Genomic DNA, 25,618 nt, shown 5'->3' with positions numbered 1-25,618 from the left:
CACCAGCCGATGCGCCCATGGCCTATACCGACGACACGCCGATGAACACGCTGCTGGCCGGCATGGCGTCGGTCGATGCCGAGGCCTGCCATGAATTCGCCCGGCGCCAGCATGTGGCCGGTCACGGCGCCGACCTGGCCGCCGCGGCCGCGCTCGTGCACGAACTGGCCTTCGCCGCCCAGCTCGACCGGCCGGCCGAACTGATGGCCTGGAAATACCCGGAAACCTTCGCCCCGGTGGACGAGATCATGCTGGCCGATCTGCTGCAGGCGGCTTCCGAAGACGACCGCAACACCGCCCGACAGCTGATCGCGGACCAGTCGTTCGCCGATATCACCGCGTTATCGAGCATCGCGAGCTATCTCGGCCAATCTGTCGAACAGCTGCGGCGCTTCGGCACAACGCGTGCGAACCCGCAACAGTCGCTGTTCTGAGCATGCGGCCTGATTCGGCGCCCAGCCCGCGCCGGCCAGGGTTAACATGGCTATTACAGCCAACTGTTTAGACTCGCGTTCCAACACGTGGTTCCCGTGCCGGTAACGGCGCGCCTTGCTCTGATGATCCAGCCTTGCGTCAACGGCCCGGGCCGCCCCGGGGCTCGTCCAATCCGCCTTGCCCTGGCGATCGTGCCGGTGATGCTGGTGTCGGCCTGCGCGACCTATCACGCCAAGCCATTACCCGATAGCCCGGATCTGGCGGACACGCCGCCCGCGCTGCAGGTCCCGGCCCGGCAACTCGCGGTCCCCGGACTGCAGCCGCATGCGGTCAACCCGGCCAAGGGCCTGGACATGACCGACGTGGTCCTGCTGGCGGTGCTCGACAATCCCGATCTCAAGGCCAAGCGGGCGCAAGCCGGGGTGGCGCAGGCACAGCTGTTACAGGCCGGGCTGCTGCCCAATCCGCAGTTGAGCGCGAACTTCATCCATCCGACGGGCGGGCCGCCGCCGCTTTACAACGGCTACAGCCTCGGGCTGATGGCGGACCTGACCAGCCTGGTCACCTGGCACGCGTCGCGCGATGCCGCGCGCTCGAATCGGGCCAAGGTCAACCTGAATATCCTCTGGCAGGAATGGCAGGTCGCGCAGAAAGCACGCCAGCTGTTCATCCAGGCACGCGCGCAGGCGCGGCTCGCCGATCTGCTGAAAACCCAGCACCGGCTCAACAAGCAGCACTATCAACGCGACCGCAAGGCCCTGAAACAGGGCAATGCCACGCTGTCGACCACGTCCGCCGACCTGGTCACCCTGGTCAACGCCAACAGCCAGTTGCGCCAGCTCCAGCGCCAGCGCAACCAGACCTGGCACGCGCTGGATGCCCTGCTCGGCGTGAAGCCGGGCGTCGAGCCGCGGTTGACCGGCGCCATCGATATCCAGCCGTTATCCAAGGCCGAGTTCCAGTCCGCCTTGGCGAAGCTGCCCAAGCGCCGGCCGGATCTGCTCGCGCTGCGCGCCGGCTATCACAGCCAGGAAGCCAAGGTGCGCAAGGCGATTCTCAAGCAGTTTCCGGCACTGTCGATCGGGCCGACCAACGGTAGCGATACCAGCCAGGTCAAGACCGTGGGCGCGGGCATCAACCTCACCCTGCCGTTGTTCAACCACAACCAGGGCCAGATCGCGATCGCCCGCGCAACACGCGCGTCACTGCGCCAGAGCTACCAGGCGCGCCTGGATCAGGCCGCCAACCAGGCCCACAAGCTATGGCGCGAGGTGCGGATTCGCAGCCGGCAACTGCATCAGTTGCAAGCCCATCTGCCGCTGCTCAAGCAAACCACCACCGCTGCCCAACGCAGCTTCGCCGAGGGCAACATGAGCGCGGGGACCTATATCAATCTACGCACGAGCCTGCTGTCGAAGCAGATCGAGGCAATCCGGCTCAAGAGTTCCCTGCAGCAGGCCCAGGCCAACCTGGAAACGCTGCTCGGCATGCCGCTGGACACGCCCGCCGCCAATCAAGCTGCCGGAAAAAGTTAAACGATGCGACTAACGATCGGAATTGCGCTTTTGTGCGTGTCGACGGCGCTGTTCGCCGCCACGCAGCCCAGCGTCAAAGTGCAGACAACCCCGCTCAAGACCCATGCCATGGACCACACCATCACCGCGTTCGGCGTGGTGCGGCCCGACCCCGAAGCGCAGACCACGCGCGATGCCACCTATACCGCGTTCGTACGCAAGCTCGATGTCAACCTCGGCCAACCGGTTAAAAAAGGCGATCCGCTGCTGACGCTGCGCACGGCCCCCTCGGCGCGCTCGAATTACCTGACGGCCAAAGCCAATGTCCGCTTTGCGCGCCAGGCCCTGGCCCGCCAGAAAAAACTGCTCAAGCAACATCTGGCGACCCACGCCAACGTCGATTCCGCCGGGCAGAAACTGGCCCAGGCGAAGGCCGCTTTCGCCGCACAGAAAGCGCTGGGCACGGGGCAGCAGACGCGTGTCGTGACCGCGCCCTTCAGCGGCATCGTCAGCAAGCTGCCCATCAACCCGGGCAATCAGGTCAAGTCCGGCACCCTGTTGTTCCAGCTCGCGCGCCGCGATCGGCTGCGGGTGGCCCTGGGTATCGAGCCGGACGAAATCAAGCAAATCAAACCGGGGATGTCGGTCCAGGTGATTCCCCTGTTCGGCAATGGCAAGGGCGTCGCCAGCCAGATCAGCGTGGTCAATGCCGTGGTCGACCCCAACACGCGCCTGGTCAACGCCATCGCGCCGTTGCGCGGCGCACAGGCGCAACCGTTTCTGCCCGGGATGCGGGTCAAGGGCCGGCTCAAGTTATCCACGCATCATCCGCTTGCCGTGCCGCGCTCGGCGGTATTGCACGACAAGCAGGGCGATTATGTGTTCGTCGTGCGCCATGGCAAGGCGCAGCGGATCAATGTCCACAAGGGGCTCGAGCAGGATGGGCTGGTCGCGATCAAGCCCACGAACACCCAATTGAAGGTCGGCATGCCCATAGTGGTTCAGGGTAACTACGAGCTATCGGACGGCATGGCGGTCCGTCAGGGCTCATGAGTTTCGCGAGCTGGGTACAGAATCACACCCGCTCGATTCTGTTCTTGCTGGTACTGCTCGCCCTGGGCGGGGCCTTTAGCTACGGCAAGCTCGCCGTCGGCCTGTTCCCCCAGGTCTCGTTCCCGCGGGTACGCGTATCCCTGAACGCTGGCGTGCGCCCGGCACACGAAATGATGCTGCAGGTCACGCGGCCGGTTGAGCAGGCCGTGCGCTCGGTACCCGGCGTACGCTCGGTTCGCTCGACGACCAGCCGCGGCTCGACCGATATCGAGATCAATTTCGACTGGGGCCACGACATGAAGAATGCCGTGCTCCAGGTGGATTCGGTCATCGGCCAGATGATGTCCAGCCTGCCACAGGGCACAACCTATACCGCCCAGCGGCGCTACCCGGCGAACTACGGGCCGGTGGTGGCCTACAGCCTGACCTCCAAGAAACTCAGCCAGGTGCAACTGCGCGACCTGGCCAGGTACAAGCTCGTGCCCTACCTGTCCAGCGTGACAGGGGTCGCCAAGGTCACGGTGCAGGGCGGGGACAGAGCCGAATACCGGGTGAGCGTCAACCCCGCACGGCTCAAGGCCGTGGGATTGTCGATGGCCGCCGTGACCAAGGCGGTCTCGGCCTCCAATGTGCTGACCGCCGTCGGCCGAATCCAGGATCATTACAAGCTGTATCTGGAAGTCTCCGACACGCGCTTTAAAAGCCTCCAGGAGATTCGCCACACCATTCTCAAAAGCGGCGACAACGGACAGGTCCAGCTCGAGGACGTGGCCAAGGTCAAGCTGGCCACCGCGCCCAAGTACACACGGGTCACGGCCAACGGCCAGCAGGCGGTGCTGCTCAACGTCTATCAGCAGCCGTCCGCCAGCGTCATCAATCTATCCAACAACCTGAAAAGCCGGCTGGCTGAATTCAAGCCACAGATGCCCAAGGGCGTGCAGCTGAATCAGTGGTATAACCAATCGGTTCTGGTGCAGCTGTCCAAGTCGAGCGTGGTGAGCGCCATTTTCATCGGCGTCGGGCTGGCCGCGCTGGTATTGCTGGTGTTCCTGCGCAGCTTGAAGATCACGCTGGTCGCGGTCGTCGCGGTCCCCGCCGTCCTGGCGGTGAGCATGCTGTTGCTCTATGTCTTTGGCATGACGCTGAACATGATGACGCTCGGCGGCATGGCGGCGGCCGTCGGCCTCATCATCGACGATATCATCGTGATGGTCGAGCAGATCGTGCGCCGGGTCCAGGACACCGGCGAACACGGCATCGACCGAGTGCTGGCGGCCGCACGCGAGTTCACGCCCCCGCAAGTGGGCTCGTCGGCCTCGACCATCATCATCTTCCTGCCGCTGACCTTTCTCAGCGGAGTCACGGGGGCCTTTTTCAAGGCGCTGTCGCTGACCATGGCGAGCGCACTGTTCATCTCGTTTCTCGTGGCCTGGCTGGTGGTCCCGCTACTGGCCAACTTCATGCTGGGGCCCAAGGATACCGAACGCGAGAAAGTCGGCCGCATTACCCGCTACGTCAATCGTGGCTACACCAGGCTGATGGTCCGGGTGCTGCGGCGCCCGGCCTGGCTACTGGTGGGTCTCGTGCCATTGCTGACCGTGGCCTATCTGGCGTTCGGCAGCGTGGGGTCGGGCTTTATCCCGCAAATGGACCAGGGCGGCTTTGTCCTCGACTATCGTTCGCCACCGGGTACCTCGTTACAGGAAACCAATCGGTTGCTGAAACAGGTGGCCGGGATCCTGAAAAACAACCCCTATGTCAGCAACTGGTCGCGGCGCACGGGCTACCAGCTGGGCGGCGGCATCACCGCGCCCGACACCGGCGACTTCTTCGTGCGTTTGAAACCGTTGCCGCGCCCGTCGACATCGGCGGTCATGAACCATATCCGTCAGCAGGTTCAGAACAAGGTGCCCAGCCTGGACATCGATGTCTCGCAGCTCATCGAGGATGAAATCGGCGATCTGACCTCGGTGCCACAGCCCATTGCCATCCGCCTGTTCGGCGACAACGTCCAGGACCTGCGGCAGGTGGCCAAAAAGGTCGCCCATGCGATCAGCGGCGTGAACGGTATCGTCAGTGTGAAGAACGGCGTGGTGATCGCCGGCGACAGCCTTGATATTCACGTCAAGCGCGTCAAGGCGGCGATTCAGGGCCTGTCGCCGCAGGCCATCACGCAGCAGTTACAGGCCTATCTGGGGGGCGTGGTCACCACGCAAGTGCGCAAGGGTGTGAAATTCATCGGCGTACGCGTCTGGGTACCGAAAAAATTGCGCAACAATATCGATGCCGTGCGCAATATGCGGCTACAGGCGCCCGATGGGCATCTGGTGCCGCTGTCGCGGGTGGCGGATGTCAAGATCGTATCCGGCCAGCCCGAGTTGACGCGATATAACCTGCAGTCGGATGTCATGGTGACCGCCCGCATCAGCGGCCGCTCGCTGGGCGCGGCGGCGGCCAGCGTCAAGCAAGTCCTGCAGAAACCGGGGCTGATTCCCAAAAACGATTATTACCAGCTCAGCGGTCTGTACAAGCAGCAGCAGCAATCATTCGCCGGCCTGATCCGCGTGTTCATTGCCGCGGTCGCGCTGGTGTTTTTCCTGCTGCTGTTTCTCTACGAACGGTTCCGGGCAGCGCTGGCCATTCTCGTACAGCCATTGCTCGCGGCCAGCGCGGTGTTCATCGGGCTGTGGATGACGGGCGTGCAGCTCAATATCACCGCCATGATGGGCATGACGATGATCATCGGCATCGTCACCGAGATCGCGATCTTCTATTTCTCCGAACTGCGGCTGATCGAGGTCGTGGGTGGCTCTAAACAGCCGCTGGCGCAAAATCTGATTCGCGCCGGGCGCAACCGGATACGGCCCATCGTGATGAGCGCACTGGCGTTTGCGCTCGCGCTCCTGCCCCTGGCGCTCGGCATTGGCCGCGGCTCGGCCATGCTGCAACCGTTGGCAATTGCCATCATCACCGGGTTGCTGGTCCAGATGCCGCTGGTGCTGGTCTTGATGCCCGTGATCTACAAACTGATGAGACCCCGCGCGCGATGACGCCTGCACCCGCCGGGGCGTGACCTGGGGCGCCGCCATGCCGCACCGTTGTGGCGGTGTCGCGGCGAAATCGCAACGGCCCGTCTCCCGCTCGGCGCAGAAGACGGGCCGTTGCGTCCGCATCGCGGCCGCGGGGCATCGGCTCGTCGGGCGCGGTCAGGTCACCCGGCCCGCGACGGCCCGCGTCATTCCATCGTCAGTACGACCCGAAAACGCGCCTCGTTGTTGATCATGCGCTGGTAGGCCGCATTCACGTCGGACAAGGGATAGGTCTCGATGCGCGTCTTGATGTCGCGCAGGGCCGAGAAGTTCAGCGTGTCTTCGGAGTCGTGCGGGGTGCCACTCGGGTGGCCGGCCACGCTGCGGCGCGCCATCAACAACTGGAACGGCGAGACTTCGATCGGCTCGGGGGAGGCGCCGAGCACCAGCAGCTGACCGTCGACGCCCAGGCCGTCGATCACCGAACTCATCAGTTTCGGGTTGGGCGCGGTGGCCACGATCACACGGGCGCCGCCGAGATTCTGCAGCGCCTCGACCGCGTCCTCGGCTTCGGTGTCGACATAGGTGTCGGCGCCGAGCGCCAGCGCCATATCCTTCTTGTCGGTGCCGCGCGACAGCGCCACGGTATGAAAGCCCATGGCGTGGGCGTACTGCAGCGCCAGGTGGCCGAGCCCGCCGATGCCCTGGATGGCCACCACGTCGCCCGGCTTCGCGCCGGTGTGGCGCATGCCGTTGTAGGTGGTCACGCCGGCGCACAACAATGGCGCCGCCTCTACAGATGACAAGGCCTCGGGAATGGCGACCAGCGCCTCCACCGGCGCGATCATGTATTCGGCATAGCCGCCGTCGTAGGAAATGCCGCAGACCTGCTGGTTCTTGCAGGTCACGAAATCGCCGGACCGACAGGAATCGCAGGCGAAACAATGGCCGCCGTGCCAGCCCACACCCACGCGCTGGCCGGCCTGCCAATGGTCGATATCCTCGCCCAGCGCATCGATGGTGCCGATGACTTCATGGCCGGGCACGCGCGGGTATTGCAGCCCGGGAAATCCGCCATCGACGACGAAGGCATCCGAGTGGCAGATGCCACAGGCGGCAATCTTGATGCGCACCTGCGACGGGCCGGGTTCGGCGACCGAACGGGTCACCAGTTCGAACGCGCCGCCCGCGCGGCTGATCTGGGCAACTTGCATTTGGGACATGGGAATTGGCCGGGTCAACGAAAAACAGACCCCGAATCTAACACCTCCCCGGCGCCGGTTGCCGCATTACCGGACGCCGGATCATGGTCCGAGATGGTGCCGGCCCACACGCCGGGCGCTATTAATCCGGCACCAAGACAGCTGACTTCATCAGCTGTCTTCAACGCCTGCAAAAATAAAAGCCGGCGCCTGTCCGTCTTTTATCTTCTAAGGCTTCACGGCCAATGGCCGCGGCGAGCATGCGGTCGCATGCGCGCGCTATCAACCCGAAAAATCATCTATTTCTGTGCCGGGTTAATAACACGATCCGCCGCGAACCGGTCCCCTAAGCTCGAGCTAAGTCTCGCCCGCCACAATCGGGGCCACGCGATACAGCGGCGCTCCTCTCCATGGCAATGCGTGGTGTGTCCGGTCCGCGTGCCGGGCGGCATGGCAATAGCCGGGCCGCAGACGAGCGACACCGCCGAAAACAGCGAACGCAACGATTGAACCCCAACCTCAAGTGAGCCACACCATGACTTACGCCGCGCAGAAATCCACGACTTACTGGAACAAGGTACCGCAGGTCACCCTGATCTTCTGGCTGATCAAGATGATGTCGACCACCGTAGGCGAAACGGCCGCGGATTTCGTCAACGTCCGGCTGCACCTCGGGCTGTCCGGCACATCGGTGGTTACCGGCCTGGTGCTGGCAGGACTGCTGGCGCTGCAGATGCGCAGTCGGCGCTATGTTCCGGCCCGCTACTGGTCGACCGTGGTCGTGATCAGCGTGTTCGGCACCCTGGTCACCGACAATCTGACCGACCGCCTGGGGGTGCCGCTGTATGCCTCCTCGCTGCTGTTCGCGCTCGCGCTCGCCGCGACCTTTGCGCTGTGGTATGCCTGCGAGCGGACATTGTCCATACACTGCATCAATACCCGGCGCCGGGAAAGCTTCTATTGGACGGCCATCCTCATGACGTTTGCCCTGGGCACGGCCGTGGGCGACTGGATCGCCGAGGGGCTGGGCCTGGGTTTCGCCGGCACCGGCCTGCTCTTCGGTGGCCTGATCGGGGTGTCCGCCCTGGCCTACTACGGCGCCGCCGCCAATGGCATCGTCTGCTTCTGGGTCGCCTACATCCTCACCCGGCCGTTCGGCGCCGCCTGCGGCGACGGCCTGTCGCAGCCGCTGGCAAACGGTGGACTGGGGCTGGGTACGACCCTGACGAGCGCCGTCTTCCTGGCCATGATATGCGCACTGGTGACCTATCTTTCGGTGACCGGACACGACCGGATCGATTCGGCCGGACAAGCGCCAGAGCGCGCCTGAAACCCGCCCGGGGTCGGCTGACACCGGCCCCGGGACACGACGGGCCAAAGGATCGGCGCGGGCCTGTCAACCCTGACCGCGCGGGGCACAAACCGGCGATCAGGACCGGCTCCGCGAGCCATCGCCGAGCACTCGAACGGACAGCCCGGCCGGATACCGGCCGGGCAACGCGCAAGCAGGCTCCGCACGACTACTGATGTAGTGGCATCGTGCAAATTGGTAGCGTGCGAGGTCTGGATCCTCAGATCACGAGCGCGATTTCATGTCCGACTATCAGGCACTCATGCACGAAGCCGCCTACATCGGTGGTGAATGGCGTCAGGCCGGGCCCGACGAGAAGCGTCCCGTACGCGACCCGGCCAACGGCGAACTGCTCGGCCACGTGCCGGCGCTGGACGAACGCCAGATGGACTCGGCGATCGATGCCGCGGCGAGCGCCTTCGAGGCGTGGCGGCATACCGCCCCGCTGACCCGCGCCGATCGTCTTCATGCCTGGTACCAGGGCATGCAGGACAACCGAGAGGCGCTGGCGCGGTTGATGACCGTCGAACAGGGCAAGCCGATCAGCGAGGCCCGCGGCGAAGTCGATTATGCCGCCAGTTTCTTTCGCTGGTTCGCCGAGGAAGCGCGCCGCATCCGCGGCAAGACCATCCCCGCCGAGGACCCGACCAAGGCGATCGGCACGGTCGAGGAGCCGGTCGGCGTGGCGGCCGTCATCACGCCGTGGAACTTCCCGCTGGCGATGATCACGCGCAAGGTCGGCGCCGCGCTCGCCGCGGGCTGCACCACGCTGGTCAACCCCGCCACCGAGACCGCATTCTGCGCCCTGGCGCTCGCCGATCTGGCCGAAAAGGCCGGGCTCACGAACGGCGAATTCAATGTCGTGCCCGGCTCGGGCAAGCAGTTCGGCGAGCGCGTCTGCGCGGATGATCGCGTGCGCGCACTGTCGTTCACCGGTTCGACCGAGGTCGGCCGCAAGCTGATCGAGCAAAGCGCCGCCACGGTCAAGAAGAACGCCATGGAGCTCGGCGGCAACGCGCCCTTCATCGTCTGCGAGGACGCGGATCTGGAAACCGCCGTCGAGGGCGCCATCGCCGCCAAGTTCCAGACCACGGGCCAGGATTGCGTGGCCGCCAACCGCATCTTTGTGCATCGCTCGATGTATGACGACTTCGTCGATCGCTTCGTCGAAAAGATGAACGCCATGCCCGTAGGCCACGGTCTCGACGAGAACACCGAGATCGGCCCGCTGATCCACGCCGATGCCGTCGAAAAAGCCCAATCGCTGGTCGACGACGCCCGCGAGCGCGGCGCCCGCATCATCGGGCGCGATCAGTCCGATGCCCCCGGCGAGAATTTCTTCATGCCCACCGTGGTCGCCGATTTCACCTCGGCCATGCGCGTGGCCGCCGAGGAGCAGTTCGCTCCCGTTGCACCGATCGCGCCGTTCGATACCGACGACGAGGCCCTGGCCGCGGCCAACGACACCATCTATGGCCTGGCCTCGTACGTGTTCACGCCCAGCGACGCCCGCATCCGCAAGTACCTGCGCGGGCTGGAATACGGCATGGTCGGCGTCAACACCATGGACATCACCGGGCCGCACGTGCCGTTCGGCGGCGTCAAGCAATCCGGCCTCGGCCGCGAAGGCGGCCATGTCGGTCTCAGTGAGTACCTGGAGACGAAATACTACTGCCTGGGCAACCTGCCCAAAGTCTGAAAGAGGCAACGATCGCCATGAGCATGGACATCATCAATCGCCTGGAATCGGAAGTCCGCGGCTACGTGCGCTCGTTTCCGACCGAGTTCAAGACCGCCCGCGGCAACCGCATGACCGACGTCGACGGCCGCGAATATCTGGATTTCTTCTCCGGCGCCGGCGCACTGAACTACGGCCACAACGACCCCGACATGGAAGCCGCCCTGCTCGACTACATCAAGTCCGGCGGCATCAACCACGGCCTGGACATGGCCACCGCGGCCAAGACCCGGTTCATGGAGACTTTCGAAGAGATCATCCTCAAGCCGCGCAAGCTGGACTACAAACTGCAATTCCCCGGCCCGACCGGGACCAACGCGGTGGAAGCCGCGCTCAAGCTGGCGCGTAAATACACCGGCCGCTCCGGAATGATCCATTTCACCCACAGCTTCCACGGCATGACACTGGGCTCGACCTCGGTCACCAGCAACGCCGCCATCCGCAACAGCGCCGGCGTCGGCCTGTCGGATACCACCACCGCGGCCTTCGACGGTTATTATCGCGACGGTCGCGACACGATCGCCGATCTGGACGCCCTGCTGTCGGATTCGTTCTCCGGCGTCGACAAGCCGGCGGCGGTCATCGTGGAAACCGTGCAGGGCGAAGGCGGCATCTATGCGGCCGGCTTCGACTGGCTGCGCGAAGTGGCCCACGTCTGCCGCGAGCACGACCTGTTGTTCATCGTCGACGACATCCAGGCCGGCTACGGCCGCACCGGGCCGTTCTTCTCGTTCGAGCCGGCCGAGATCCAGCCCGATATCGTCACCCTCGCGAAATCGATTTCGGGCATGGGCTCGCCGATGTCGCTGGTACTCATGCGCCCGGAAATCGATGTCTGGGACGCGGGCGAACACACCGGCACCTTCCGCGGCAACAACCATGCATTCGTCACCGGCGCGGCCGCGCTCGACAAGTTCTGGCGCGACGACCAACTCACCCGGCACGTCACCGAGCAGGGCGAACGCATCCGTGCTCGGCTGCAGGAAATCATCGACAAGCACGACGGTTTCGACGGTGAAGTCCGCGGCCGCGGTTTCTTCATTGGCCTGGACTGCGCGGTGCCGGACCATGGCAATGCCGTCATCGGCGAGTGCTTCAAGCGCGGCCTGATCATGGAAACCACCGGGCCTGGCGATCGCGTGATCAAGGTCATGCCGCCGCTGATCAGCACGGCCGAGGATATCGACGAAGGCCTGGCCATCATCGACGATGCCATCGGGGCGGCCCTGGCGGCCTGAGGGCCACAGGCGCACGGCCGTACGCCGTCGGGCCCGTCATCGCATCCGCTAAACTGACGCGATGACGGGTCCGAACTGTATCGGCATCGACGGCTGCCCTGCCGGATGGGTCGCCGCCACCCCGGGCGGCGTGTTTCTCCGGCCGCGGCTATCCGATCTGCTGCAAACGCTGGGCGTCGTCGCCGAGCGCGATATCGTGGCCGTCGACATGCCGATCGGCCTGGCCGCCGCCGGCAAGCGAGCATGCGACCTCGAAGCCCGCCGTCTTCTCGGCGCTGCTCGCGGCAACAGCGTGTTTCCGACCGCCACCCGGGGCGCGATCTACGCAACGACCGTCGGGCTGGCTTTGCGCGACGCCCATGCCAGGGCCAGCCGTATCAACATCGACAACGACGCGGGCGGCGTATCGGCCCAGGCGTTCAACCTGTTCGGCAAGATTCGCGAAGTGGACGCGTTGCTTGCCGATCAGCCGGCGTTGCGCACGAGCGTCCACGAAGTGCATCCCGAACTCGCCTTTGCCTGCTGGAATGCCGATACGGGCGGCCCGTTGCGGCCCATGCCATACCCGAAGAAATCCGGCCTCGGCGCCCACGATCGTCTGCAACGCGTGTTCACACGCTACGGCCGTGCGCACTTCGAACACTTCAGACAGAAACATCGTGTCGGCCACGCCGCCGATGACGACATCGCCGACGCCTATGCCGCGCTGTTCTCGGCCGAACGCATCGCCGCCGGCATCCACCGGAGCGTGCCCGAACATCCGCCCACGGACGAACACGGCCTGCCGATGCGGATTTGCTATTAGGGACGATTGCCGCTTGCGACGAAACCGAGTGCAGCGCACTTACCGGCGCCGACGGCGGCGATCATCACGCGATGACTGCCGATACGCTCGCAAGTATGGTCGAATAGGTCCGCTCAACCTCGCCAACTGAATTTCATGACAGCATTCGAAATCCGCCGCTCCGCGATCCGCTTGTCGTGCCCAGCCGCCGGAGGCCGCTCATGATCGTGGTCGCCGGCAGTGCCAACATCGATCTGGTCGCCCGGGTCGCGCATCATCCCGAGCCGGGCGAGACGCTGCTCGCCTCCGGCTATGCCATGCACCAGGGCGGCAAGGGCGCGAATCAAGCGGTGGCCGCCGCGCGGCTGGGTGCGCCGGTGCGTTTTCTCGGCGCGGCCGGCGATGACGATTTCGGCGACCGGATCGTGGCCGATCTGGCCGCCGAGGGCATCGATGCCGACGGCGTGCAGCGCTTTCCCGGCAGCAGCGGTATAGCCCTGATCACCGTCGACGAAGCCGGCGAGAACCGGATCGTGGTGGTGCCCGGCGCGAATGGCGAGCTCGACGGCTCGCGCGACATGGCCGGCGCCATGGGCGGCGCGAACGTGCTCCTTGTGCAACTCGAAACGCCGACCGCGTTCGTTAATGCGGCGCTGAGCGCCGGTCGGGCAGCCGGCGCCGAGGTGATCCTAAATGCCGCGCCCGCCGCTCCGCTCAAGGCTTTCGAGATGACCGCCGTGGACTGGCTGATGGTCAACGCCGGGGAGGCGGCTTTTCTGCTTGGCGAGCGCGAAGGCGCGAGCCGCGACCAGACCGTCGATCAGGCCGCGCGCCTTGCCCGGCAGTACAATATCGGCGTAATCGCCACCCTCGGCGCGGACGGCGCACTCTGGATCGGCCGCGATGGCAGCCGTGGCCATGTCCCCGGCCGGCCGTGCACGGTGGTCGATACCACCGGCGCCGGCGATACCTTCGCCGGGGCGTTCGCCGCCGCGCGGCTGGAAAGCCAGTCGGTCGAGGATGCAATCCGCATGGCCGGCGTGGCGGCCTCGCTATCAGTGGGCGCGGCCGGTGCACGGGCCGGCATGCCGGATCGCGCCGCCGTGCGCGCTACTATGGGCGACTAAAAGCGCTCTACAAAGACATTTTGTCCGCAGATCGACGCAGATTCACGCAGATGAAAGGCAAGCCTGTTCATCGTGATTGGGCGCGAGACTCGGGCAAATCAGCCTGACAGTGCTCTATTGCGTTTGTATCCAAGCCTCGTCTTGATTATTTATAGCGTCCAGTAAGGGCTTGACGACACGATTGCTCGCGAATCTGAAACAGAAGCGCCTTGATTTTACTTCTTGTTTGCGATCATTCGAGTTCATCCGCGGACAAAATGTCCTGGCTTTTTAAGCAACTTCTTGTCGCACATAATCAAATGACGATTAACAAAAATCCAACCACCAATGGATACGAATCGAGGCACCGAATAAGACTCTTCTTACATCTGCGTAAATCTGCGTCGATCTGCGGATAACTGTCTTAAAAGAACTTAGCTGACCAGCTCGGCAGCCTCGTCGAGAATAGCCTCGAAGGCCGCTGTATCGTGGGCGAAGCGGCCGAGGAACAGGCCGTCGACGGCGGTGCCGAGTTCGGTCAGCGTGCCCGGCGCCGCACTGCCGCCATAGACCACCGGCACGTCGGTCTGGCCGGCGCGTTCGACCAGGCCGGCCTTGATGCCACGGGCGACCTCGGCCACATGGCTGGCACTTGCAGCGTCCGACTGGCCGATCGCCCAGACCGGTTCGTAGGCGATCACCATCGACGTCGGCCGATCCAGCTCGGCCAGCGCGGCGGCCAGCTGGTTGCTACAGAAGTCGATCGCCTCATCGACCGGTCCGGATTCGGACTCACCGATACACAGCCACGGCGTGAGGCCATTGCGTACGGCCGCGACCACCTTCTTCGCCACGATGGCGTCGCTCTCGCCGAAGATGCGCCGGCGCTCGGCATGCCCGATCTCGGCGTAAACGCAACCCATATCGGCCAGATCGGCACCACTGACCGCGCCGGTGTAGGCACCGCGATCGGCCCAGAACAGATCCTGGGCGCCGAAGGCCACCGGGGCATCGGCACAGGCCGCCATGGCGGCTTCCATGGCCGGCAACGTGGGAAAGACGATCAGCTCGACCGCGCCCGACCGGACCGCCGGATGCCGGTTGGCGGTCGCGGCGGCGGCCGCGCACCACTCACGGGTACGCGGCCGGTCGAGATACATCTTGAAGCTGACGCCGATATGCATTGCAGTTCAATGGTTGTGCAAACCGGCGTTCATTGTCGCCTACTCGACGGGGCTGGCGTCGCCGGTTTCCTCGTATTGCTTGATCACGGCCACCTTCTTCGCCGACGAGGAGTTCTCGTCGAAACGATAGGTCAGCCATTCACGGGCCAGCTTGCGGGCCAGCTCCAGCCCGATCACGCGCTCGCCGAAGCACAGCACCTGGGCGTTGTTGGACAGTACGCCGCGCTCGACCGAGTAGCCGTCGTGCGCGGTGACCGCGCGAATGCCCGGCACCTTGTTGGCCGAAATGGCCACACCGAGGCCGGTGCCGCAGATCAGCAGCGCCCGGTCGGCCTCGCCCGCGGCGATCTTCTGCGCCGCGGCGATGGCGATGGTGGGATACGGCGTCCTGGCCGCCTCGTCGACGCCCATGTCCTCCACCGAGGACACGGTGTCGCTGGCCTGCATATCGGCCTTGATCGCTTCCTTGTAGCGATAGCCGGCCTCGTCGGAGCCGATGATGATTCGGAGTTTGTCGCTCATGCTGCGTCCTCATGCAGGGATTCGAGAGTGTCGGCGACGGCGGCGACGATCATCGCGAACGAAATCGCCCCCGGATCGGGGTGGCCCACGCTTTTATCACTATGGTTTTTGGCCCGGCCCTTCTTCGGCGCCAGATCGGCGGTCGCTTCGGCGGCGTGCTGCGAGGCTTCGGCAGCACGGCGCCAGGCTGCACGCAGGTGCGTGCCCGACTGCACTTCATCGGCCAGGGTGTCGGCAAACGGCTTCATCGAGTCGAGCATGGTCTTGTCGCCCATCTCGGCGCCGCCGAGCCGCATGATCGCGTCGGTGGCGTCGGCCACGCCGGCGGCCACCGCGGGCGCGGCCACACTGTCGTCATCGCCGATGCGCGCGCCCATACTGCGCAGGCCGAGGCCCCACAGCGCGCCGGAGGTGCCACCGGCCTCGTTGGCCCAGGCATCGCCGGCCCGCATCAAGACGGTGCCGGCGCCGCAGCCTTTTTCAACCGCGCGCCGCGCGGCGGCCAGCGCGGCCCGGGCACCGGTGTCCATGCCAATGCCGTGGTCGCCATCACCGGAGATGGCATCGAGCTGGCCCAGGCCCTCGGCCTCGGCCTCGATCCGGGCCTGGATGGCCTCGATCACGGCCAGCATGCCGGCCGCATCGGACCTGGAATCGGCGCTGGCGGGCGGGGTTTCCTCTTCATGGGCGGCGGCCAGGTCGGCGTCGTCGCGCGGCTCGCCTTCCAGCGCCACACCGCCGCGACAATACGCCGGCGTGGTGGCCGGCGCGGTCCAGGCTTTTTCCAGCGCCTCGTCGAGCCAGAACAGGGTCAGCGATACACCGGCCATCTCAAAACTGGTGACCAGCTCGCCCACCTCGGGCTGTACCAGCGTCAGGCCCGCGGCTTCCAGTCGCTCGGACACGCGCTTGTAGAGCACGAACAGTTCTTCGTACTTCACCGAGCCCAGACCATTGAGCATCACGCCCACACGCGGCGAAGCCGCGCCGTCCGGGCGTTCGTCGAGCAGGCGATCGACCAGCATGTCGGCCAGATCCGACGCGCTCGGCATGTCGACTTCCTCGATGCCCTGCTCGCCGTGGATGCCCATGCCCACGCCCATGCGCCCTTCGGGCACTGTGAACAGGGGCTGTTTGGCACCGGGCAGCGTGCACCCGGAAAACGCCACCCCGAACGACCGGGTGCGATCGTTGGCATGGCTTGCGAATTGGTATACCTCGTCCAGCGACTTGCCCTCGGCGGCAGCCAGTGCGGCAGCGCGGAACACGGTCAGGTCGCCGGCAATGCCGCGACGCTCGCTGGCCTTGTCGGCGGGGCCGCTGCAGATATCGTCGGTGACGGCAAAGCAACGACAGGCAATGCCTTCCGCCTTCAGGCGTTCCTCGGCGATGCCGAAGTTGAGCACGTCGCCGGCATAATTGCCGAACGACAGCAGCACGCCCGAATCGGAGGCCGCGGCCTTGGCCACGGCATAAATCTGTTGCGCCGACGGCGAGGCAAAGACGTTGCCCATGGCCGCGCCGTGCGCCAGGCCCTGGCCCACCAGCCCGGCGAATGCCGGATAGTGACCGGAGCCGCCGCCGATGACCACGGCAACCTGCCCCGGCGGGGTTCGCGTGGCACGCACCACGCCGCCCGGCACGCGGCGCACCAGGGCTCGGTTGGCGGCCACGAAACCGTCGATGCTTTCGTCGACGAAATCGGCGGGCTGATTCACCAGATAAGTCATCAGTGTCTCCTTATCGAAAACGCGCGAGCCATTGCGGCCCGCGCGTTCATTGCAGCCGTTACCCCGAGGGGCTTGTTACTGCATGCTCTTCAGGGTAAACGGCGCCACATAGTTGCCGATGTTCTTCTTGGTGATCAGGATGCAGTCGAACAACTGCTTCTCGTGATCCACGCCAGTGCTGCCGGTCTTGATGTAGTGATTGGCTTCGTCGACCGCCTTTTTCGAAAACACGGCCACCGGCTGTAGCACGGTGTAAGCCATTTCACCCTTCTTGATGGCGTCTATGGCCGCGGGCGAACCATCGAAGCCGCCGACCGTGACCTGGCTGAGCTTGCCGGCCTGCTTGAGCGCCGCGATCGCGCCCAGTGCCATTTCGTCGTTACCGCTGATCAGGCCGGTGATGTTGGGATGCGACTGCAGCATGCCCTGCATCTTGTCGTGGCCCTGGGTGCGGTCCCAGTTGGCAACCTGCGAGGCCACTTCCTTCAGGCCCGGATACTGGGAGAGCACGGTGCGATAGCCATTGGACCGCGTCGCCGCGTTGTTGTCCGACGGCGCGCCCTTGAGTTCGACGTACTTGGCGTGCGTACCGACGGCCTTGACCCATTGCTGGGCACCCAGGGCAGCACCCTGTGCGTTGTTCGATACCAGCTGTGCCTTGGCCAGACCCTTCTGGTCGATCTCGGCATTCACAAGGAACACCGGGATATGCGCTTGAACCGCTTTCTTGACGGAACCGATCGAGCCCTTGGCGTTGGCCGGATCGAGGATGATGGCCGCCGAGTGGTTGGTGATCGCGGTGTCCACCTCATTGCGTTCGGTATTGGTGTCGCCGTGATGGGCCACCACATTCGCCTTGTAGCCGAGCTTGCGGGCTTCCTTCGCCGCCACCTGGCCTTCCGTCTGCCAGTAGGGATTCGAGGGATCGTTGACGATGATCGTCATCAGCTTGCCGTTGCCGGAGTCTGCGGCCGAAGCCGTGGATATTCCGGCGCAGGCGGCGAATGCGAATAGAACACTCGCCGCCACGATTGTGATTTTCATGCGTTGCATGCTTATCTCCTTGTGTAGTGATTATTTCCGCCGTTCAACCAGCGGTTTTGTCAGGGACGTTCTGTGCCTACGATTCGCCCGTCGACGTCCCCAACGACGAGGCCGGATCAACCGGATTTTGTTGACTTGCGGCCGCCGGCGGCGTGCCGCCATCGGCGGATGCGGAGGTGCGGGGTTTGCGCCGGGCCTTGTATTCGATCGAATTCAGGAGCACCGCAAACACGATCACCACCCCGGTAAAGACCATCTGCCAGTAATTGGACACGCCCACGATGACCAGGCCGTCCGACAGGAAGCCGATCACGAAAGCGCCCAGGAGCGTGCCGCGGATATTGCCGACACCACCGGCCAGCGCGGCACCGCCGATCACCACGGTGGCGATGGCGGTCAGTTCATAGGTGGTGCCCGCGGTCGGGCCGGCCGAGGTCAGCTCCGAGGTCAGTACGAGACCGGCGATGGCCGCACAGATGCCCGACATGACGAACACCAGCACCGTGACGCGGTTGGTGGGCACGCCCGACAGGCGCGCAGCGCGCGCATTGCCGCCGGTCGCATACAGCCAGCGACCGAAGGCCGTTCGATTGAGCACCACGATGAGTACAATCGCCACCGCGATCATGATCAATATGCCGACCGGCACCTGCAGTATGGTGTTGAAACCGAGCCAGTCGAGGCCGGTATTGCCCAGCGACGCCTTGCCGCCGAGATTGTTGTAGGTCAGGCCGCCGGTCATCAGGAGCGCCACCCCGCGTACCGCATAGAGCGATCCCAGCGTGGCCACGAATGACGGTACCCTGAAATAGGCCACCAGGATGCCGTTGATCAGGCCGACCAGTGCACCGACCGCACACACCAGGACCACCACGACCCAGATCGCGGGATAAAGCGTGACCCCGCCGATATCGACGCCGTGAATGAAAAAACCGGCCATCACGCCGCACAGGCCCAGCGTCGAGCCGACCGACAGGTCGATGCCGCCGGTGAGAATCACCAGCAACATGCCCATGCCCAGCAGGCCGAAGATGGCCACATGGGAGGTCATGGTCAGCAGGTTGTTGAAGGTGAAGTAGTTCGGCGAAAGATAGGAAAAGACCGCGATGATCGCGATCAGACCGAAAAAAGCACGTCCTTCAAGGAGCAAGCCGATAGGATCGAAGCCGCCCGCAAACAGCCCGCCCTTGTCCTTGGTCATGGTTTGACCGCGTTTATCGCTCATGATTCTGAATTCCTGATCCGTGGTGCTCAAGCGGCGACGGATTCGCCGGAGGCCGCCATGATTTGTTCCTTGGAGACGTCTGGACCGAACTCAGCCACGATACGGCCGCGCGCCATGACGAGAATGCGATGGGCGATGGACAGGCATTCGTTGACTTCGGACGTCGAAAACACGATCGCCGCGCCCTGTCGTGCCCGCTCGGCCAGCAGCCGAAAGACCTCGGCCTTGGCGCCGACGTCGATGCCGCGACTCGGCTCATCCAGCAGGATGACGCTGGGTTGGGTGATCAGCATCTTGCCGATCACCACTTTCTGCTGGTTGCCGCCAGACAAGGAGCCGATCATGGCCTCCGGCCCGTCGGTCTTGACCGTGACATCATGAATCGCCGCATCGACCAGGCGTTTTTCGGTGCGCGGCGACAGCAGCATATTGCGCACGAAGGCACCAATACTGGCCAGCGACAGATTCCGCCCGACCGTCATGGTCTGCACCAGACCGTCGCGCTGACGGTCTTCGGGCACCAGACAGAGCCCGGCACCAATACGCTGCGCGATCGACAAACCAGAAACATCACGGCCACCGAGCAAGACGCGACCGCCACTGATCGGGCTGCCACCGGCGAGGGCTTCCAGCAATTCAGTGCGTCCGGCGCCCATCAAGCCATAAATGCAAACGATCTCGCCGGCGCGCACGTCCAGGGAAAGATGATCGACCGCCAGACGGCCACTCGCCGTGGCATCCAGGACCGAAACGTCGTCGATCGACAGGGCGACATCGCCGAAATCATGGCCGGCCGGCGGAGACCCCAGGTTGAAGTTTTCGCCGACCATCTTGCGCACGATCCACGGCAGATCGATGTCCGCGCGTTGGGCGTGGGCCGTCATCGAGCCGTCGCGCAGCACCACCGCGTAGTCGGTGATCTCCAGCGCCTCCTCAAGGTGGTGCGAGATGTAGACCAGCGCCACCCCCTTGGCCGTCAAATCCCGAATGACCTTGAACAGCACCTCGACCTCGGTGGCCGACAGCGCCGAGGTCGGTTCGTCCATGATCAGGATGCGCGAATTCACGGACAACGCGCGTGCAATCTCGACGATCTGCTGCTGGCCGACACGCAACTCACCGACCAACGTCAGCGGATCGATGTCCTCCTCGAGCTCCGCCATCAGCGCGGCCGCCTGGCGCGCCTCTTCGGCGTAGTCGACGCCGCGGTGACCGCGCAGCTCGCGGCCCATGAAGATGTTGTCGCGCACCGACATATTGGGCGCGAGCGACAGCTCCTGGTGGATGATGGAAATACCGCGGTCGCGCGCATCCACGGTCGAAGCAAATGTGACCGGCTCGCCGTCGAGAATGATGCGGCCTTCGCTCGGCTGCTCGACGCCCGACAGGATCTTCATCAGCGTCGACTTGCCGGCGCCGTTCTCACCGAACAGCGTCGTTACCGTACCGGGATAGATGTCGAAGTCGACGCCCTTGAGGGCACGCACGCCGCCGTAGCGCTTGTGCACGTCGCGGGCCGACAGGATGGCCCTGCCGTGCTTCTGCGAGATCGCTTGATCGCTCATGATCCGACCTTGAGTTCCACTGGCGTGACCAGCCAGTTGTGCGGATTGATCAACTGAAACGCGCCGACCACGTGGACCGTCTTGCCCGTCAGATGATCGCGATCAAGCCCGGACAACACCTGCTTCTTCATGGCGTTATTGATGCCAGCCGCCGCGTTCTGATACTGAATCTGGTTTTCGAAGTCGCCGAATCTGATCCCGCCGGCGCCATCACGCAGGGTCGTTCCAATGATGGCCGGCCCGGTCTGCAGGCGAATGGTCAGATCCTGCGGCAACCCCGGGACCTTGATATTGAACACACCCTCGTCGCCCTTGCCGACCACGCCGGAGAACTTCACCGACATAATGGGCCCGATATCGTTGGGCACGCCGTACTTCTTGACGGCAGCGCTCTTGTCTTTGGCCAGCGCCGCCGCCAGCTGCGTTGCCGGTGCCGCGCGCTCGCTGATCCTGGTGCGTACCTTGGGAAACTCCTTTTTGCCGTAGGCCGCCTGCGAGAACTGCTTCGGCCCGGCGGGGCCCTCGCCCTGTCGCACGACCTTGGTATCCAGCCCCATGGCAATCAGCACGCCCAGGCCCACAACAATCAGGACAATCTTGCGCCCGCTCCAAACCTTTCGGGACGCTGGGACGCTCGTGGCTGTACTCATGCAGAACCTCCATAATCAATGCGTTGCGCACTGCCGGACGCGCGCTTCCCGGGCGCGGACAGCCACGCGATCACAGCCCCGCCACCGCCGATGACCCGCAAGCCGGCGGTGGCGGTATAGCGGCTATCAGAGCGGGGGCGGGGGTGCGTCTTCACGCTCGTCCTCTGGTGCCGCGACCGGAAGCGCCCTCCCGCGCGGCCGTTTGCTGACTGCGCACGACCGCTGCCGGCGACAGCGCACGCCTGCCCGCGACCAGCAAGCGGAACAAGCCAGCGCGCCCCACATCCGCCGGCGCTGTCGCGCCCTGCCATAAACACCTGATCGAACCCGCTTGCGCCTAGGTGTGCGGGTCCACCGCCACCTTCATCGATTTCTCGCCGCGTTCCATCACTTCCAGTGCCTCGTGGAACTTCGACATCGGATAGGTGTGGGTGACCACGCCGCGCATGTCGAGCTTGCGGGTGGCGATGAAGTCGATCGCACGCGGATACGTATACGGGCCCAGATGCGAGCCCAGCACGTCCAGTTCCTTGCGGTCGCTGATGATCGACCAGTCGAGGGTGACCTCGGAGCCGAACACCGAGAACTCCACGAAACGGCCCAGCTTGCGCAGCATGTGGATGCCCTGGTTCACCGCCTTGTGATAGCCGGTGGCCTCGATGTAGATATCGCAACCGTAGCCGTCGGTGATCGACTTGATCTTTTCGATCACGTCTTCCTCGGCCGGATTCCATACTTCGTGCGCACCCAACTGCTTCGCGAATTTGGCGCGCTCAGGCTTGAGATCCAGAACGATGAGTTTCTTCGGGTTGGACAGCGCGACCTGGCCGATAATGCCCAGCCCCAGGGTGCCGGCGCCGGCCACCACCACGACATCGTCGGCGGTCACCTGGGCGCGGTCGGCGGCATGCAGCGAGCAGGCCAGCGGCTCGACCAGCACGGCCTCCTCGGCCGGCACATGATCGGGCACCTGATGGACGATGCCTTCCCTGGTGAAGATCATGTACTGAGCAAAAGCGCCCTGCACATTGTTCTGGAAGCCGTACAGATCGTGCTTTTCGCACATCCAGTACTGGCCCCGGTTGCAGTAGCGGCAGTCCCAGCAGGGCACGATCTGCTCGGAGATCACGCGATCGCCGATCTTGACGTTCTTGGCCTCGCCGGCGCCCTCGCCGAGTGCGACCACACGGCAGACGAACTCGTGCCCCGGAATCATCGGCGGCTTCACGTAGCGCGGCTGGGTGTCATCGCCCCAGAACGACGGCGCGCCGTGGTAGACCTTCACATCCGACATACAGATGCCGACCAGTTCCACCCGGCACAGAATCTCGCCCGGACCGGGCGTGGGCACCTCGACTTCCTCGAGCCGGTAGTCGCCCGGCGCGTAACAGACGACAGCCTGCATGGTCTTGGGAATGGCGCCCGCCTGGGCGGCATCTTCGGGACGATCGATAACATCAGACATGACGGCTGACTCCTCAATATGACTTTCGCGCCGCGGGGCACGCCATCGCCGGTTTTCATCCGCTGCGCCGGGACACCATCGGCGCCCGCCGCGGCCCGACCTGCCTGTCGCAAGTGCCCGGGTTCCGGCTTTCGTGAATGAACATATGATCATTCACAGTTCATTTGTTTATTCGTGATCGATAATATTTCGCCCCTCGTGGCCGGTCAACGCGAAAACCCTGTTTATAGCCCTAGACTTTGGTCGATACGACCTAGGTATTAAATCTCTGTATAAACTTAAATATAGCGACGTCATACCCGGTCATGCTATTGGACAAACCGGTGTGCCACCGTAGGATGAATGTCTAGTGCATATGTACACTGATCGAACATATGATCGCACTGGCTTCGACGCAGATCGTTCGGACGTACGAGCCGAGGCAGACGAGGTGAAAGACAAAATCCATGTCACCCGATGAATTGACCGAGCTGGCCAAGCTCTACCACATCGACGGCTGGACCCAGGAAGAGCTGGCCAGCCGATTCGAGATCTCCCGCGTGAAGGTGGGGCGCCTGCTCAAGCGCGCGGTCGCCGAGGGCATCGTCGAGATCCGCGTGCGCCTGCAGCATCCGCCGAACACCACCGCGGCGCTCGAAAAAGCGCTCATGGACCGCTTCGGCATCCGGCGGGCGATCATTTCCGTCGATCACAAGGACCCGGAGCGCCAGCGCGAACTGCTGGCCGGCCTGGTTGCGCGCTATCTCGATCAGTCCCTGACCGAAACCAGCGTGGTCGCGGTCGGCATGGGGCGCAATGTGAGCGCGGTGCCCGAGCACGTGGTCTCGAACCAGCGCCGGCACTGCAGTTTCGTCTGCGCCATCGGCGGCTCCTACCGCGGCGGCGAAGCCATGAATTCGGACCAGATCTGTCGGCACATGGCGATGCGCTTCGGCGGCGAGAGCGTTACGCTCTATGCCCCGGCCATCGTCTCCGACCCCCAGATCCGGGATGCGCTGCTGGCCAACGACACGGTGCGCCAGTCACTCAACAAGGCCCAGCACGCGGACGTGGCGGTGGTCGGCGTCGGCGATATTCTCGAAGACAGCAACATGGTCCGCATGGGCTGGTTCACCAACGAGGAGATCACCACATTGCGCCAGCTCGGCGTGGTCGGCGATATCATGGGCTACGACTTCATCGACATCGACGGCAATCTGGCGGAAACGCCACTGATCGGCCGCGTGATCGGACTCACCATCGAGCATCTGCACAGTATTCCGGACGTCATCGCCATGGCCAGCGAGCCGACCAAGGTGACCGGCATCCTCGGCGCGCTGCGCACCGGCGCGATCGACACCCTGGCCACCACGCAATCGATCGCCCAGACCGTGCTCAATCTCGCCCAGGCGACCGACAGTGTGGCCGCCCGGAGCAGCGCGACCTCCTGAGCACGCCGCGCCGCACGCCGGTGGTCAGGCGCCGATGAGCTGATCGACGATCCGAAAACCGGCGATCCAGGTACCGGCGGCCGAACCGATGGTCGACAACAGGAACACGAGCAACACGCGGGAAACACGGTTGCGCCACCAGCCGCGCACTGTGGTGACATCCGATTTCAGCGTCGAGAAATCGCCGACCCGCGGTTTGCGTATCCATAGCTCCACCGCAGCGGTCACCATGCCGGCGCCGATGGTGGGATTGAGCGAGGTCAGCGGCGATGCCACGAATCCCGCCACGACGGTCAACGGATGCGCCAGCGCCAGCGCGGCACCCACGGCGCACAGCACGCCGTGGATCAGAAACCATTCCGCGACCAGATGCCAGCCCAGATTCGGGCTATGGGCGAAGCCGAGCCCGAAACCGGCCAGCACCAGCGCCACGATCACCCAGGGAATCCATTTCACCCAGCGCGCGCCGGCCGGCACGGTATCGAGCGTGGCCACGCGCTCGGCCGGCGCCGCCATGCCGCGCTCGAGATAGCGGGCCAGGCCCTTCAGGTGGCCGGCGCCGACCACCACCAGCGTGGTGCCGGGCGTATCGGCCTGCATCAGCAGCTTGGCGGCCATGTACTGATCGCGCTCGTCGATGAGCGCGGCGTGCATGTGTTCGGACTGCTCCGCGAACTCGTTGAAGGTGGCTTCGAGCATGTCGCCTTCCTTGAGCTGCTCGATGTCTTCCTCCTTGATCTTGTTCGACGAGACCAGGCTTGCGGCCAACCCCATGAGCACCGACGCGCGCTGCCACCAGGGGATGCCGCGATAGACCCGCTTGAGCGTGATGCCGATATTGCGGTCGACCAGCGTCAGCGGGGTATCCGCCGCTTCCGCGGCGGTGATCGCGGCCCGCATCTCCGCACCGGGCTCGATGCCGAACTGGTCGGCCAGCCGCTGCTGATAGGCGCCGAGCGCCAGATTGGCCGCCACCATGCCGGCCTGGCCGCTCTTGATCACCGCGAACAGATCCATATCCGCCATTTCGGACTGGCGGGTGAGCGCAGCATGGCGCGCATCGCAGAGTTCGATCGCCACCTGGTCGTAGTCGCCGGTCTCGATCTCGGCGCGCACCTCGTCCGCACTCGCTTTCGACACATGGGCGGTGCCCAGCAGCACGAAACGACGCTCGCCACGGGTGACGATGCGGCGGGGCCCGGCCTCGGTTGCGGGCGATGTCGGATTCGACGACTCGGACATAAATGCGATCCAGCAGCAAAAACAGGCGGGCGCCCCGCATCAGGCGCCCGATTGTCGCCGCTGCAGCGTTCAGCGTCCACGCTCGACGGCAACCCGGGCATTCCGGACGAC

The 25,618-nt window shown here is 64.6% G+C and carries 20 protein-coding genes; 10 read left to right on the top strand and 10 right to left on the bottom strand.

The annotated features are described in order from the left end of the window. Positions 1-17: 17 nt before the first annotated feature. From ACS8Y6_RS06360 to ACS8Y6_RS06345, 4 genes are all read left to right on the top strand, one after another. A complete protein-coding gene (locus ACS8Y6_RS06360; protein WP_440851025.1) occupies positions 18-434 on the top strand; it encodes a hypothetical protein in 417 nt (138 codons plus the stop codon). Positions 435-557: 123 nt separating this feature from the next. Then, positions 558-1,970: a TolC family protein gene (locus tag ACS8Y6_RS06355; protein WP_440855204.1), complete on the top strand. Its 1,413-nt coding sequence runs from the start codon at positions 558-560 to the stop codon at positions 1,968-1,970. A 3-nt stretch (positions 1,971-1,973) separates the two neighbouring features. Further along, complete coding sequence (locus ACS8Y6_RS06350; RefSeq protein ID WP_440851027.1) at positions 1,974-3,002, top strand: efflux RND transporter periplasmic adaptor subunit; 1,029 nt, start codon at positions 1,974-1,976, stop codon at positions 3,000-3,002. Further along, positions 2,999-6,052: an efflux RND transporter permease subunit gene (locus tag ACS8Y6_RS06345; protein WP_440855203.1), complete on the top strand. Its 3,054-nt coding sequence runs from the start codon at positions 2,999-3,001 to the stop codon at positions 6,050-6,052. The genes ACS8Y6_RS06350 and ACS8Y6_RS06345 overlap by 4 nt, the downstream gene beginning before the upstream one ends. 185 nt (positions 6,053-6,237) lie before the next feature. On the opposite strand, the gene ACS8Y6_RS06340 is transcribed toward ACS8Y6_RS06345, so the two are convergent. After that, entirely contained in the window at positions 6,238-7,254 is a 1,017-nt protein-coding gene (locus ACS8Y6_RS06340; RefSeq protein WP_440851029.1) for an alcohol dehydrogenase, read from the bottom strand. A gap of 514 nt (positions 7,255-7,768) precedes the next feature. On the opposite strand from ACS8Y6_RS06340, the gene ACS8Y6_RS06335 reads away from it, so the two are divergent. The 5 genes from ACS8Y6_RS06335 to ACS8Y6_RS06315 all read left to right on the top strand — a co-directional run bounded on the left by ACS8Y6_RS06335 (position 7,769) and on the right by ACS8Y6_RS06315 (position 13,471). Beyond that, positions 7,769-8,563 (top strand): COG4705 family protein, encoded by a 795-nt coding sequence (locus ACS8Y6_RS06335; protein ID WP_440851030.1) that lies wholly within the window; start codon positions 7,769-7,771, stop codon positions 8,561-8,563. Positions 8,564-8,825: 262 nt separating this feature from the next. Continuing rightward, positions 8,826-10,283 carry an NAD-dependent succinate-semialdehyde dehydrogenase gene (locus ACS8Y6_RS06330; RefSeq protein WP_440851031.1) on the top strand — a complete coding sequence of 486 codons (1,458 nt, stop codon included), beginning with the start codon at positions 8,826-8,828 and terminating at the stop codon, positions 10,281-10,283. Positions 10,284-10,306: 23 nt separating this feature from the next. Further along, positions 10,307-11,560 (top strand): diaminobutyrate--2-oxoglutarate transaminase, encoded by a 1,254-nt coding sequence (gene ectB, locus ACS8Y6_RS06325; RefSeq protein ID WP_440855253.1) that lies wholly within the window; start codon positions 10,307-10,309, stop codon positions 11,558-11,560. Between the two features lie 61 nt (positions 11,561-11,621). Then, a complete protein-coding gene (locus ACS8Y6_RS06320) occupies positions 11,622-12,365 on the top strand; it encodes a DUF429 domain-containing protein (RefSeq protein WP_440851032.1) in 744 nt (247 codons plus the stop codon). A gap of 200 nt (positions 12,366-12,565) precedes the next feature. Continuing rightward, positions 12,566-13,471, top strand: a complete 906-nt coding sequence (locus ACS8Y6_RS06315) for a ribokinase (RefSeq protein ID WP_440855202.1) — start codon at positions 12,566-12,568, stop codon at positions 13,469-13,471. A 413-nt stretch (positions 13,472-13,884) separates the two neighbouring features. On the opposite strand, the gene ACS8Y6_RS06310 is transcribed toward ACS8Y6_RS06315, so the two are convergent. From ACS8Y6_RS06310 to ACS8Y6_RS06275, 8 genes are all read right to left on the bottom strand, one after another. Continuing rightward, entirely contained in the window at positions 13,885-14,634 is a 750-nt protein-coding gene (locus tag ACS8Y6_RS06310) for a triose-phosphate isomerase family protein (RefSeq protein ID WP_440855201.1), read from the bottom strand. A 39-nt stretch (positions 14,635-14,673) separates the two neighbouring features. Continuing rightward, positions 14,674-15,156 carry a ribose-5-phosphate isomerase gene (locus tag ACS8Y6_RS06305; RefSeq protein ID WP_440851035.1) on the bottom strand — a complete coding sequence of 161 codons (483 nt, stop codon included), beginning with the start codon at positions 15,154-15,156 and terminating at the stop codon, positions 14,674-14,676. Beyond that, the gene (locus ACS8Y6_RS06300; RefSeq protein ID WP_440855200.1) at positions 15,153-16,886 is read right to left on the bottom strand and encodes a dihydroxyacetone kinase family protein; all 1,734 of its coding nucleotides are present in this window, start codon (positions 16,884-16,886) and stop codon (positions 15,153-15,155) included. The genes ACS8Y6_RS06305 and ACS8Y6_RS06300 overlap by 4 nt, the downstream gene beginning before the upstream one ends. Positions 16,887-16,961: 75 nt before the next feature. Then, complete coding sequence (locus ACS8Y6_RS06295) at positions 16,962-17,930, bottom strand: D-ribose ABC transporter substrate-binding protein (RefSeq protein ID WP_440851056.1); 969 nt, start codon at positions 17,928-17,930, stop codon at positions 16,962-16,964. Between the two features lie 76 nt (positions 17,931-18,006). Beyond that, positions 18,007-19,155, bottom strand: coding sequence for an ABC transporter permease (locus ACS8Y6_RS06290; RefSeq protein WP_440851037.1), 1,149 nt, complete (start codon positions 19,153-19,155; stop codon positions 18,007-18,009). 26 nt (positions 19,156-19,181) lie between these two features. Then, positions 19,182-20,720 (bottom strand): sugar ABC transporter ATP-binding protein, encoded by a 1,539-nt coding sequence (locus tag ACS8Y6_RS06285; RefSeq protein WP_440851038.1) that lies wholly within the window; start codon positions 20,718-20,720, stop codon positions 19,182-19,184. Next, complete coding sequence (locus ACS8Y6_RS06280; RefSeq protein WP_440851039.1) at positions 20,717-21,370, bottom strand: DUF2291 family protein; 654 nt, start codon at positions 21,368-21,370, stop codon at positions 20,717-20,719. Before ACS8Y6_RS06280 ends, ACS8Y6_RS06285 begins: the two co-directional genes overlap by 4 nt. Positions 21,371-21,707: 337 nt before the next feature. Beyond that, a complete protein-coding gene (locus tag ACS8Y6_RS06275; RefSeq protein ID WP_440851040.1) occupies positions 21,708-22,835 on the bottom strand; it encodes an alcohol dehydrogenase catalytic domain-containing protein in 1,128 nt (375 codons plus the stop codon). Positions 22,836-23,281: 446 nt separating this feature from the next. On the opposite strand from ACS8Y6_RS06275, the gene ACS8Y6_RS06270 reads away from it, so the two are divergent. Beyond that, positions 23,282-24,265, top strand: coding sequence for a sugar-binding transcriptional regulator (locus ACS8Y6_RS06270; RefSeq protein ID WP_440851041.1), 984 nt, complete (start codon positions 23,282-23,284; stop codon positions 24,263-24,265). Positions 24,266-24,289: 24 nt separating this feature from the next. Here the strand turns inward: ACS8Y6_RS06270 and ACS8Y6_RS06265 are convergent, their stop codons facing one another. Further along, entirely contained in the window at positions 24,290-25,507 is a 1,218-nt protein-coding gene (locus ACS8Y6_RS06265; RefSeq protein ID WP_440851042.1) for a TraB/GumN family protein, read from the bottom strand. Between the last annotated feature and the right edge of the window lie 111 nt (positions 25,508-25,618).

Origin of the sequence: Salinisphaera sp. RV14 (genome assembly GCF_052044135.1) — a bacterium.
Taxonomy (GTDB): domain Bacteria; phylum Pseudomonadota; class Gammaproteobacteria; order Nevskiales; family Salinisphaeraceae; genus Salinisphaera.
Note: the sequence above shows the minus strand (reverse complement) of the source record. Positions and strands in the feature narration are given on the sequence as shown.

What these genes read in the sequence shown, in the direction of transcription:
- ectB (WP_440855253.1), top strand. Translation starts at nt 10,307, where the DNA reads ATGGACATCATCAATCGCCTGGAATCGGAAGTCCGCGGCTACGTGCGC.
- ACS8Y6_RS06265 (WP_440851042.1), bottom strand. Translation starts at nt 25,507, where the DNA reads ATGTCCGAGTCGTCGAATCCGACATCGCCCGCAACCGAGGCCGGGCCC.
- ACS8Y6_RS06310 (WP_440855201.1), bottom strand. Translation starts at nt 14,634, where the DNA reads ATGCATATCGGCGTCAGCTTCAAGATGTATCTCGACCGGCCGCGTACC.
- ACS8Y6_RS06360 (WP_440851025.1), top strand. Translation starts at nt 18, where the DNA reads ATGGCCTATACCGACGACACGCCGATGAACACGCTGCTGGCCGGCATG.
- ACS8Y6_RS06295 (WP_440851056.1), bottom strand. Translation starts at nt 17,930, where the DNA reads ATGAAAATCACAATCGTGGCGGCGAGTGTTCTATTCGCATTCGCCGCC.
- ACS8Y6_RS06335 (WP_440851030.1), top strand. Translation starts at nt 7,769, where the DNA reads ATGACTTACGCCGCGCAGAAATCCACGACTTACTGGAACAAGGTACCG.
- ACS8Y6_RS06305 (WP_440851035.1), bottom strand. Translation starts at nt 15,156, where the DNA reads ATGAGCGACAAACTCCGAATCATCATCGGCTCCGACGAGGCCGGCTAT.
- ACS8Y6_RS06275 (WP_440851040.1), bottom strand. Translation starts at nt 22,835, where the DNA reads ATGTCTGATGTTATCGATCGTCCCGAAGATGCCGCCCAGGCGGGCGCC.
- ACS8Y6_RS06330 (WP_440851031.1), top strand. Translation starts at nt 8,826, where the DNA reads ATGTCCGACTATCAGGCACTCATGCACGAAGCCGCCTACATCGGTGGT.
- ACS8Y6_RS06320 (WP_440851032.1), top strand. Translation starts at nt 11,622, where the DNA reads ATGACGGGTCCGAACTGTATCGGCATCGACGGCTGCCCTGCCGGATGG.
- ACS8Y6_RS06270 (WP_440851041.1), top strand. Translation starts at nt 23,282, where the DNA reads ATGTCACCCGATGAATTGACCGAGCTGGCCAAGCTCTACCACATCGAC.
- ACS8Y6_RS06285 (WP_440851038.1), bottom strand. Translation starts at nt 20,720, where the DNA reads ATGAGCGATCAAGCGATCTCGCAGAAGCACGGCAGGGCCATCCTGTCG.
- ACS8Y6_RS06315 (WP_440855202.1), top strand. Translation starts at nt 12,566, where the DNA reads ATGATCGTGGTCGCCGGCAGTGCCAACATCGATCTGGTCGCCCGGGTC.
- ACS8Y6_RS06355 (WP_440855204.1), top strand. Translation starts at nt 558, where the DNA reads ATGATCCAGCCTTGCGTCAACGGCCCGGGCCGCCCCGGGGCTCGTCCA.
- ACS8Y6_RS06345 (WP_440855203.1), top strand. Translation starts at nt 2,999, where the DNA reads ATGAGTTTCGCGAGCTGGGTACAGAATCACACCCGCTCGATTCTGTTC.
- ACS8Y6_RS06290 (WP_440851037.1), bottom strand. Translation starts at nt 19,155, where the DNA reads ATGAGCGATAAACGCGGTCAAACCATGACCAAGGACAAGGGCGGGCTG.
- ACS8Y6_RS06350 (WP_440851027.1), top strand. Translation starts at nt 1,974, where the DNA reads ATGCGACTAACGATCGGAATTGCGCTTTTGTGCGTGTCGACGGCGCTG.
- ACS8Y6_RS06300 (WP_440855200.1), bottom strand. Translation starts at nt 16,886, where the DNA reads ATGACTTATCTGGTGAATCAGCCCGCCGATTTCGTCGACGAAAGCATC.
- ACS8Y6_RS06280 (WP_440851039.1), bottom strand. Translation starts at nt 21,370, where the DNA reads ATGAGTACAGCCACGAGCGTCCCAGCGTCCCGAAAGGTTTGGAGCGGG.
- ACS8Y6_RS06340 (WP_440851029.1), bottom strand. Translation starts at nt 7,254, where the DNA reads ATGTCCCAAATGCAAGTTGCCCAGATCAGCCGCGCGGGCGGCGCGTTC.